The following is a 10,383-nucleotide window of genomic DNA, read 5'->3' as shown; positions in this document are numbered from 1 at the left end:
CGCGTGCTCGCGCTTTCCCGGTTTTCCTTCGTGGCTTTCTTTTTATTCGTCCTTTTCCTTCTTGGGGGCGGCACCCGGCCGGGTGCCGCCCCACTGTCGTGTCAGGTGCTGTGCCGGGTCAGAGCGCCACGCCGAGCAGCGCGTCGACCGTCCGGCTGACCAGGCCGGGCGCACCGATGTCGGTGCCGCCCTCGGCGTCCTGGCGGGCCGCCCAGCGGTCCACGGCCTCCAGGGCGGCGGGCGCGTCGAGGTCGTTGGCCAGGGCCGCGCGGACCTCGTCCACCAGCGCGTCGGCGGAGGGACCGTCGGGCCGGGAGACGGCGGCGCGCCAGCGGCCGAGGCGGTCCACGGCGTCCTGGAGCACCTGGTCGGTCCACTCCCAGTCGGAGCGGTAGTGGTGGGAGTGCAGGGCGAGCCGGATCGCGGCCGGGTCGACGCCGTCGCGGCGGAGTCGCGAGACGAAGACGAGGTTCCCCTTCGACTTCGACATCTTCTCGCCGTCCAGGCCGACCATGCCCGCGTGGACGTACGCCTTGGCCATGGGGAACTCGCCGGTCAGCACCTGGGCGTGCGAGGCGCCCATCTCGTGGTGCGGGAAGGCGAGGTCGGAGCCGCCGCCCTGGACGTCGAAGCCCATGCCAAGGTGGTCGAGGGCGATGGCGACGCACTCGATGTGCCAGCCGGGGCGGCCGCGGCCGAGCGAGCCGCCGTCCCAGCTCGGCTCGCCCTCGCGGGCGGCCATCCACAGCATCGGGTCGAGCGGGTTCTTCTTGCCCTGCCGGTCGGGGTCGCCGCCGCGCTCGGCGGACAGCAGCCGCATGGCCGCCGCGTCCAGGTGGGAGACGCCGCCGAAGTGCGGGTCGGACTCGACCGAGAAGTAGACGTCGCCGTCCAGTTCGTAGGCGGCGCCGAGATCACGCAGCCGCTCCACGAGGGGGACGATGCCGGGTATGGCCTCGACGGCGCCTATGTAGTGCTGCGGGGGCAGCATCCTGAGGGCGGTCATGTCCTCGCGGAAGAGGGCGGTCTCCTTCTCGGCGAGGGCGACCCAGTCGACGCCGTCCCGGTCGGCCCGCTCCAGGAGCGGGTCGTCGACGTCGGTGACGTTCTGGACGTAGTGGACCTGCCGCTTGGTGTCGAGCCACACGCGCTGCACGAGGTCGAACGCGTTGTAGGTCGCCGCGTGACCCATGTGGGTCGCGTCGTACGGCGTGATGCCGCAGACATAGATCCGGGCGACGGGACCGGGGTCCAGGGTGACCGGACCGCCGGTCGCGGTGTCGTGAATCCTCAGGTCGCGGCCCTGACCGGGCAGGGCGGGGACCTCGGAAGCGGGCCAGGCATGCATGTACATGAGACTAACCGCCCATGAGCAGCGCATACGAACCGGATCGGGCCGGATGGCCGGTTCGGCGCTCTTGCGCGGCGGCGGATTCCGTGCAGAACCGCTGTCTTTCCGTGCGGAACCACCGTCGTTCCGTGGGGAACACCACGGTCGCGGGGCGGAGGGCCGCCGTCGTCAGACCGGTGGCCAGGGGATCGCGGGCCAGTCGCCCGCCGGTTCCGGGTGGCGGCCCGAGGCGCGCAGGGCGGCGACGCGGGCGCGGGTGGCCTCGATCTCGGCGGAGGTGAGCAGCGGGGCGAGACGGCCGGCCAGGGGCGCTCCCTCGGCCAGGTCGGCCTGAAGCCGGTCGAGGACGGTGACGGCCTCCTCGGCGAGCGGCTCGCCCGCCCAGCCCCACAGCAGGGTGCGCAGTTTGTTCTCGGTGTTGAAGGTGACGCCGTGGTCGATGCCGTAGAGCGCGCCGGTCGCGGTGGGCAGGAGGTGGCCGCCCTTGCGGTCGGCGTTGTTGATCACGGCGTCCAGGACGGCGAGGCGGCGCAGCCGTACGTCGTCGGCGTGCACGAGCAGCGCGGTGCGGCCCTCGCCGACCTCGGCGAAGCCGACCGCCTTCCAGCCCGGGCCCGGCTCCTCGCCGTCGACCAGGGCGAGGAGTTCGGCCTCGGGGCTCACGTCGATCCAGAGCTGGCACATGCCCTCGCCGTAGGGGCCCTCGCGCAGCACGGTCGGCGGGACGAGACCCCAGCCGGTGGCCTCGGAGACCTCGTAGGCGGCGACCTCGCGGCCCGCCAGGGTGCCGTCGGGGAAGTCCCACAGCGGGCGCTCCCCGGCGACGGGCTTGTACACGCAGGACGCTTCCCGGCCGTCCAGGGCGACCGTGCAGAACAGGGCCGCGTTGGAGGCGTCGCGGATGCGGCCGCGTACGGTCAGCTCGCCCCGCGCGATCAGCTCCGCGAGGTCCGCGTCGGTGGCGGTCACGCTCCCCGGCGGTATCCGTTCTGGCGCGGACATACGTGTCCTTCCGGGTCGAGCGGGAGGCTGCACAGCGGGCACGGCGGCCGCCCGGCGTTGACGACGTCGAGGGCGCGCTTGGCGAAGGCCCTGGCCTGCGCGCCGGTGAGCCGGACCCGCAGCATCGGGGGGCCGTTCTCCTCGTCCTGGAGGAGGCGTTCCTCGGCCTGGGCGAGGTCCTCCTCGGTCTCGGCGTCCAGTTCGACGAGGGCCTGCGCCTCGACGATCATGCGCTGTTCCTCACCGTCCCAGGCGAGCGCCATGGTGCCGACGCGGAACTCCTCCTCGATGGGGGTGTCCAGCGGGCCGGTGTCGGCGATCTCGGTGGGGGCGACGGCGGGGACGGCCGCGTTGCCGCCGCTGCGCCGCACGACCTCGTCGAGCAGTTCGTCCATGCGCTCGGCCAGGGCGGCGACCTGGGTCTTCTCCAGGGCCACGCTGGTCACCCGGGGGCCCGCGACGGCCTGGAGGAAGAACGTACGGCGTCCGGGCAGTCCGACCGTGCCGGCCACGAAGCGGTCCGGCGGATCGTAGAGGAACACCTGACGGGACACGTCCTGTCTCCATGGGATCGAGTGGGTTCGGGTGGCCTCACCCTACTGCGGGCGGCGATCACGGTGCGCCCGCACCACCCCCGACCGGTGCGTCGTCCTCCTGGGGTGTTTCGCGCGGGGCAAGCGACGAAAGGTCGCCGGTGTCGCCGAGGCGCACCAGGTAGGGGCGCAGGCGCGTGTAGCGGATCGCGGTGACGGAGCAGGGCTCGACGGCGACCCGCTGGAACAGGTCGAGGTGGAGGCCGAGCGCGTCGGCCACCAGGGCCTTGATGATGTCGCCGTGGGAGCACATGAGGTAGACGGCGTCGGCCCCGTGCTCGCGCTCCACGCGCGCGTTCCACTCGCGTACGGCCTCGGCGGCGCGGTGCTGCATGGCCCGCATGGACTCGCCGCCCGGGAAGGCGGCGGAGGAGGGGTGGCTCTGGACGACCTCCATGAGGGGTTCGTCCTTCAGTTCGGCGAGTTTGCGCCCCGACCAGTCGCCGTAGTGGCACTCCCCGATGCGTTCGTCGGTGTGGACGGGCAGGTCGGGGCGGGCGTCGAGGAGGGGTCGCATCGTCTCCTGGCAGCGTTGGAGCGGGCTGACCACCACCTCGCGCAGCGGCAGCGCGGCGAGACGGCCGGGCAGCGCCGCGGCCTGCTCGGTGCCGCGCTCGTCGAGGGCGACACCGGGGGTCCATCCGGCGAGCAGGCCCGCGGTGTTGGCGGTGGAGCGTCCGTGCCGGACGAGGATCAGGGTCGGCATGGGCCCCAGCGTAGACCGGCGGGCGCGCGGGGCGGCCGGGGAAGGCGTTTCGGGCACCCCGCGTGCGTAAGCCGCCGGTGGGCGGGAAAATGCTCTCCGTGATCTTCGACTGTGCCATCTACCGTGACGGACGCCGCGCCAAGGCCTTGAAGGACCCGGCCGAGGCGCTGAAGGAGGCGCGGGCACAGGACGACGCGTTCGTGTGGATCGCCCTGCACGACTCCACGGAGGAGGAGTTCGAACTCGTTCGCAAGGCGTTCGGGCTGCATCCGCTGGCGGTCGAGGACGCGCTGAAGGCGCACCAGCGGCCGAAGATGGAGGTGTACGACGACTCGCTGTTCGTCGTGCTCAAGCCGGTGTTCTACGAGCAGCAGCGCGACACGGTCACCACCGGCGAGGTCATGATCTTCGTCGGCGACTCGTTCGTGGTGACGGTGCGGCACGGCAACGCGGCCCCGCTGGAGGAGGTGCGGCGCCGGGTGGCCTCGGACCCGGCGAAGCTGCGGCACGGCCCGACCGGGGTGCTCTACTCGATCATGGACGCCACGGTGGACGCCTATCTGGAGGTCGCCACCGAGCTGGGCACGGACCTGGACGAGCTGGAGGCGGAGGTCTTCTCGCCGTCGGACGCGGGGTCACGGAACACGGCGTCGCGGATCTACACGTTCAAACGGCAGGTGCTGGAGTTCCGGCGGGCGACGGTGCCGCTGGCGGTGCCGCTCACCCGGCTCTCGGGCACGGGCACGGGTACGAGCGGCGCGCCGGTGCCGTTCGTGGACGAGGGGGCGCGGCCGTTCTTCCGCGACGTCAACGACCATCTGACCCGGGTGAACGAGTCCGTTGAGGGTCTGGACCGGCTGTTGTCCGACATCCTGTCGGCGCATCTGGCGCAGATGAGCGTGCGGCAGAACGACGACATGCGGAAGATCTCGTCCTGGGCGGCGATGGCGGCGGTGCCGACGCTGATCGCCGGGATCTACGGCATGAACTTCGAGAACATGCCGGAGCTGCACTGGGCGTGGGGCTATCCGGCGGTGGTGGCCGTGATGGTGGTGCTGGAGGTCTTCCTGTACCGCAACTTCCGGCGGCGGGGCTGGCTGTAGGGACTCTCCGGGGGCCGCCGAGGTCTTTTCGCGGGTTCAGACGAACTCGGCCGTCTTCGGGGCGGGTCCGCCGAGCGCGTCGCGTCGTTCCGGCGTCTCCAGGGTGACCATGCGCCGCCAGCCGACGGCCCGCTCCCAGGCGTAGAGGGCGTGGACACCGGCGGCGAGCAGGGCGTTCCTCGGGCGGGACCAGCGCAGGAGGCGGCCCATGTGGGCCATGACGGCGAGGCTGACGTCCCGGTAGACCCGGATCTCGGCGAGTGCGCACTCGCGCAGGACGCGCTGGATGGCGCGGCCGTGTCCGGCGTGGGCGAGGCGCAGAAGTTCCTCGTGGCAGTAGGCGAGGTGGTTGTCCTCGTCGTTGGAGATCATGCGGACGGCGCGGCCGATGTCCGGGTGGTCGGCGAAGTGTCGGCGCAGCAGCCGCATCTGTTCGGAGGCCCGCTGTTCGGTGACGCGGCTGTGGGCGAGGTAGGTGACGATGTCGGCCACGGTGAGCGGCCGGTCGGCCCTGAGTTTGTCGTGGGTGAGGCCGATGCCGTGCCGTTCCAGGAGCATCGTGTAGTCGGTGTCGGGCGGCACGGGCACGGGTTCGAGGCCGCGTTTGCGCAGCAGGGCGTGGAAGATCCGCCCGTGCTTGTCCTCGTCGGCTCCGTGGCGGGCGATCTTGGGGGCGAGGGCGCGTTCGCTCCGGGGTACGAGGGCGGCGATGCGGCCGTTCTCCCAGCCGCCCTGGGCCTCCCCGCTTGCGGCGATGGAGCAGAAGAGCCGGAAGGACGCGTCGTTGTCGAGGATCTCCTGGAACAGGCTCTTGGCCGAAAGCATCGTGGGCACCTCTCTGCAGGTCTCCGCAGTGAAAAAGTCAAATGCGGATAAAGAGGACCCGCAACCGCGGTGTGCGCGCACTGGGCCGAAAGAGGCCGTAACCGGGCCGGGGACCGGCGCGTTGTTCCCCGTGACGGCCGTGGCGGGGAAGACCCCCGAGCCCCCACCACGGCCGCGAGAACTTCCGCCGCCCCGCCTTGTGCGTGTCCGGCGCCTACGCGAGCCCGGCGCGCTCCAGGGCCTCGGCGCCGCCGCGCAGGGAGGCGATCCGCTCCTCCAGGGTGAAGCCGGCCGGGGCGAGCGTGAGGGTGGTGACCCCGGCGGCGGCGTAGGCCTTCATGCGGTCGGCGATCCGGTCGACGGAGCCGAGCAGGGTGGTCTTGTCGATGAGGTCGTGCGGGATGGCGGCCGCGGCGCCCTGCTTGTCGCCGGCGAGGTACTTGTCCTGGATCTCGGCGGCCTCCTTCTCGTACCCCATGCGCTGGGCGAGCCGGTTGTAGAAGTTCTGCTTGCGGCTGCCCATGCCGCCCACGTAGAGCGCGGTGTAGGGGCGGAAGGTGTCGGCGAGGCGGGTCACGTCCACGTCGGCGCCGACCGCGACCGGCACGGTCGGACAGACGTCGAAGCCCTCCATGGTCTTGCCCGCCTTCTCGCGGCCCGCGCGCAGCGAGGACAGGGCGGTCTCCTCCAGGTGCTCGGCGGCCGGGAAGATCAGCAGGGCGCCGTCGGCGATCTCGCCGGTCTGCTCCAGGTTCTTCGGGCCGATGGCGGCGATGTACAGCGGGATGTGCTCGCGCTCGGGGTGCACGGTCAGCTTGAGCGGCTTGCCGGGGCCGCCGGGCAGCGGCAGCGTCCAGTGCTCGCCCTCGTACGACAGGCGGTCGCGGCTCATCGCCTTGCGGACGATCTCCACGTACTCGCGGGTGCGGGCGAGCGGCTTGTCGAACTTGACGCCGTACCAGCCCTCGGAGACCTGCGGTCCCGAGACGCCGAGGCCGAGGCGGAAGCGGCCGCCGGAGAGGGAGTCGAGCGTCGCCGCGGTCATCGCGGTCATCGCGGGCTGGCGGGCCGGGATCTGGAAGATCGCCGAGCCCACGTCGATGCGCTCCGTCTGCGCGGCGACCCAGCTCAGCACCGTGGCGGCGTCGGAGCCGTACGCCTCGGCGGCCCAGCAGACGCTGTAACCGAGCCGGTCGGCCTCCTGCGCCACGGCGAGGTTGTCCCCGTCCATCCCGGCACCCCAGTAGCCGAGGTTGATCCCGAGCTGCATGACCGATCCCCTTACTCGCAAGTAACGTATCTGCGGCCGACCTTAGCGATCCTTTCCCGCGCGGCCCACCCCGCCCGGGGTGTTCGGCGGGGCCACGGCCGGATCCCGTTGTCCACAGGCAACCCACGGCACCACCTCTGGCCAGTAATCTCGCGCACATGGAGCAGAGGCATCTCGGCCGCACCGGCCTGCGCGTGTCCCGGATCGGGCTCGGCACCCTCACCTGGGGCCGGGACACCGAGGAGCACGACGCCGCGGACATGCTGAAGACGTTCTGGGAAGCGGGCGGCACCCTGGTCGACACGGCGGACGTGTACGGCGACGGCGCCGCCGAGTATCTGCTCGGCCGGCTCACCGACGGTCTTGTCCCCCGCGAGGACCTGGTGATCTCCACCAAGGCCGGCAGCGTGCCCGACCCCGACCGCCGGGCCGACGGATCGCGCGGTCATCTGCTCGCCGCCCTCGACGCCTCCCTGGCCCGTCTGGGCACCGAGTACGTCGACCTGTGGCACATCCACTGCCACGACCCGGACACCCCGCTGGAGGAGACGCTCCAGGCGCTCGACCTGGCCGTGAGCAGCGGCCGGGCGCGGTACGCGGGCGTGTCCAACTTCTGCGGCTGGCAGCTCGCCAAGGCCGCCACCTGGCAGCTCGCGGCGCCGGGCACGCGCACCCGGCTCGCCGGGACGCAGCTCGAGTACTCGCTGCTCCAGCGCGGCGTCGAGCGCGAGGTGCTGCCCGCCGCGCTGGACCTCGGGATCGGCCTGCTGCCCTCCTCCCCGCTCGGCCGGGGCGTGCTGACGGGCAAGTACCGGGGCGGCACTCCCCCGGACTCGCGCGGCGCCTCCGACCACATGGCGCCGTTCGTGGAGCCGTATCTGGACGACACCGCGAGCCGCATCGTGGACGCGGTGACGACGGCCGCCGACGGGCTCGCGGTCACCCCGCTCCAAGTGGCCCTGGCCTGGGTCCGCGACCGGCCCGGTGTGACCGCGCCGGTCGTCGGCGCGCGCACCGCGCGGCAGCTCGCGGCGGCGTTGTCAGTGGAGGCGCTTAATCTTCCTGACGAGATCTGCCGGGCCCTCGACGACGTGTCGGCGCCCGTGCACCGCTATCCCGATCACGACTGGAGCACGCTGTGAGCACGGAGCCGGAGACCACGGAGGAGACCGGGGCGGAGGGCGTCCCGGAGAGCCCGGACGTCCCGGAGAGCGCCGAGGGTGCCGTCCCGGGTGCGGACACGGGTGCCGTTTCGGGCGCGGCCGAGGGTGCTGGTGAGGGTGACGGGAGCGGCCCCGCCGACGCTGAGGCCACTCCTGAGGGTGAGGCCGTGGCCCCGGGTGATGCCGAGAGCACTCCTGAGGGTGACGACGCGCCCAAGTTGTCCGAGGCCGAGGCCGAGCTGGCCGCGCAGCGGCTGGAACGGGAGCGGATCGAGCGGCGCAAGGCCGAGCGGAAGGGGCCCGTCGCGAGCGGCGCCAAGCTGAGCGGGACGGCCGCCGATCTGCTGGCGGCGGTCCGCGCGGTGGAGAGCGGCGAGAAGCCCGCGCGCCCCGCGTTCACCGAGCCCGCCCCGGCCCCACGCCGCCCCGCCCCCGAGCCGGTGGCCCCGCCCCGGCCCGCCCCGGTGCCCGCCGTGCCCGTCGCGCCGCCCGCCGAGTCGGTCGACGCCGTGCGCCGCGTCCTCACCGAGGGCGGTGCCCCGCCGGCGCTGGCAGCCCAGGCGACCTCGGTGCTCGGCGAGGGCGCCGACGCCGTGCTCCGCGAGGACCCCTGGCAGTTGCTGCGGATCACCGGCGTACGCCCCGACCAGGCCGACGGCTTCGCCCGCGCCCTCCTCGGCGCCGAGTGCGGTCCCGACGACGAGCGGCGCGGCCGCGCGCTCACCGTGTGGCTGCTCGAGCAGGCCGCGCTCGCCGGGCACACCGCCCTGGAGCTCCCGGCGCTCACGGCGGCCCTCGCCCAGCGCGGCGTCCCGGACGCGGAGGGAGCGGTGCAGGCCGCTCTCGCGGAGGGTGACGCGCTGGCCTTCCAGGACGCCCTGGAGGAGCCCGGCGCCCCGGCCCGCCCCGCCGGCGCACCCGCGGCCGACGAGGAGTCCGAGGACGAGGAGGAGCGCCCGGTCCGCGTGCTGGCGGGCCTGGAGCGGTACGCACTCGCGGAGGAGAGCCTGGCCGACGCGCTGGGCCGCCTGATCAACGCGCCGTCGGAGGAGACCTCGCCCGCGTGGGAGAAGGTGTCGGCCTCCGGCGCGTCCGAACTGGTCCGCGCGGTCGCCGGGCACGGTCTCGTCCTGCACACCGGCGGCGAGGCGGCCCGCGCCGAACCCGCCGCGCTGCTGGACGCCGCCCGCGCGGCGGGGCTGCGCGCCTTCGCCGTCTGCCACACGCCCGACGGCGCCCGGCGGTTCGCCGCGCTGCTGTCCGGCGACGCCTCGTGCGTCGGCACCGTCGCCGGTGTCCTCTCCGGCACCGAGGGCCCCGGCCGCGACCAGGAGGGCGCCCTCGACCTCGATCTGCTCATCGTGCTGGACGCGCCCCAGCTCGACGTGGAGAGCGCCGCGATGCTCGCGGAGTCGCTGCCCGACGGGGCGCGGCTGCTGCTGAGTGGCGACCCGGCGGTGCTGTGGTCGGCCGGGCCCGGCCGGGTCTTCGCCGACCTCCTCGCCTCCCGCGCCTGCCCCCAGCTCTCCTCCCGCCTCCCCGACCCGGGCCCGCTCGGTGAGCTGGTGTCCGGGATCGGCGTGGGCGAGCTGGGCCAGGTCGAGGCGCCGGGCAAGGAGATCGTCATCGTCCCGGTGCGGGACGCGGGCGAGGCCGTGCACCGCACCGTGCAGTTGGTGGCGGACTCGGTTCCCCGGGCGTTCGGCGTACGGCCCGAGCAGACCGTGGTGATCACCCCGGGCCACGGCGGCGCGGCCGGTACGCGCGCGCTCAACGCCGCGCTCAAGGAACGGCTGAATCCCGGCCCAGGCCGCTTCGGCGGCTTCGACCCCGGCGACGTGGTCGTCCACTCCCCCGCACCGGGCCGTGCGGTGCCGGGCCGGGTCGTGCGGGCGGATGCCGGGGGACTGCACCTGGAGTGCGCGGGCGGTCCGGTGGTCGTAGCGAGGGAACTGGTGGAGAGCCGGGTGCGGCACGGCTGGGCGGTGACCGCGCACCAGGCGGTGGGCGCCCGCTGGCCCGCCGCCGTGGTGGTGCTGCCGGGGGACGCGGCGCAGGCGCTCAGCAGGTCGTGGGTGTACACGGCGTTCGGGCGTGCCGAGCGGCATCTGTCCGTGGTGCACGGGGTGGAGCAGGCGCTGCCCCAGGCGGTGGCGGAGGTCCCCGCGAAGCCGCGTACGACCAGGTTGCGGGCGCTGCTGGGCGCCCAGGTGCCGGTGGCGGGCTGAGCGGGATTCCGGTCCGAGGCAAGGCGGGAGTGGACCCGGGGCGCCCCGGCAGAAGCTCTCCGACGTGCCGTCGTCCTACGACATCATCGCGGTCGCCTTCGCGGACGCCACCTCCACGCCGGGCGCGGTGAGCTTCAGCCTG

Annotated in this window: 9 protein-coding genes; 3 read left to right on the top strand and 6 right to left on the bottom strand. The window is 73.5% G+C overall.

The genetic code is table 11. The annotated features are described in order from the left end of the window. Positions 1-118: 118 nt before the first annotated feature. From mshC to ACWEEU_RS30415, 4 genes are all read right to left on the bottom strand, one after another. A complete protein-coding gene (mshC, locus tag ACWEEU_RS30430; protein ID WP_451736872.1) occupies positions 119-1,348 on the bottom strand; it encodes a cysteine--1-D-myo-inosityl 2-amino-2-deoxy-alpha-D-glucopyranoside ligase in 1,230 nt (409 codons plus the stop codon). A gap of 171 nt (positions 1,349-1,519) precedes the next feature. Beyond that, entirely contained in the window at positions 1,520-2,353 is an 834-nt protein-coding gene (locus tag ACWEEU_RS30425; protein ID WP_385747892.1) for an SCO1664 family protein, read from the bottom strand. Further along, complete coding sequence (locus tag ACWEEU_RS30420) at positions 2,317-2,907, bottom strand: DUF3090 domain-containing protein (RefSeq protein ID WP_385747894.1); 591 nt, start codon at positions 2,905-2,907, stop codon at positions 2,317-2,319. The genes ACWEEU_RS30425 and ACWEEU_RS30420 overlap by 37 nt, the downstream gene beginning before the upstream one ends. Before the next feature lie 58 nt (positions 2,908-2,965). After that, a complete protein-coding gene (locus tag ACWEEU_RS30415) occupies positions 2,966-3,652 on the bottom strand; it encodes a histidine phosphatase family protein (protein WP_385747896.1) in 687 nt (228 codons plus the stop codon). Positions 3,653-3,750: 98 nt separating this feature from the next. Here ACWEEU_RS30415 and corA point away from each other — a divergent pair, with 98 nt between their 5' ends. Next, a complete protein-coding gene (gene corA, locus ACWEEU_RS30410; RefSeq protein ID WP_451736867.1) occupies positions 3,751-4,755 on the top strand; it encodes a magnesium/cobalt transporter CorA in 1,005 nt (334 codons plus the stop codon). Positions 4,756-4,791: 36 nt separating this feature from the next. Here the strand turns inward: corA and ACWEEU_RS30405 are convergent, their stop codons facing one another. Beyond that, positions 4,792-5,580, bottom strand: a complete 789-nt coding sequence (locus tag ACWEEU_RS30405; protein WP_451736864.1) for a ferritin-like domain-containing protein — start codon at positions 5,578-5,580, stop codon at positions 4,792-4,794. Positions 5,581-5,794: 214 nt separating this feature from the next. Next, entirely contained in the window at positions 5,795-6,850 is a 1,056-nt protein-coding gene (locus ACWEEU_RS30400) for an LLM class F420-dependent oxidoreductase (protein ID WP_385747901.1), read from the bottom strand. A 158-nt stretch (positions 6,851-7,008) separates the two neighbouring features. Between ACWEEU_RS30400 and ACWEEU_RS30395 the strand changes: the two genes are divergently transcribed. Both ACWEEU_RS30395 and ACWEEU_RS30390 read left to right on the top strand, forming a co-directional pair. Continuing rightward, positions 7,009-7,992: an aldo/keto reductase gene (locus ACWEEU_RS30395; RefSeq protein ID WP_385747903.1), complete on the top strand. Its 984-nt coding sequence runs from the start codon at positions 7,009-7,011 to the stop codon at positions 7,990-7,992. Further along, complete coding sequence (locus ACWEEU_RS30390) at positions 7,989-10,241, top strand: helix-hairpin-helix domain-containing protein (RefSeq protein WP_451736861.1); 2,253 nt, start codon at positions 7,989-7,991, stop codon at positions 10,239-10,241. The genes ACWEEU_RS30395 and ACWEEU_RS30390 overlap by 4 nt, the downstream gene beginning before the upstream one ends. The last annotated feature ends 142 nt before the right edge of the window (positions 10,242-10,383 follow it).

The sequence above is a fragment of the Streptomyces sp. NPDC005004 genome (genome assembly GCF_053600675.1).
The sequence above is the reverse complement of the archived record's forward strand: the minus strand, read 5'-3'. Positions and strand labels throughout refer to the sequence as shown.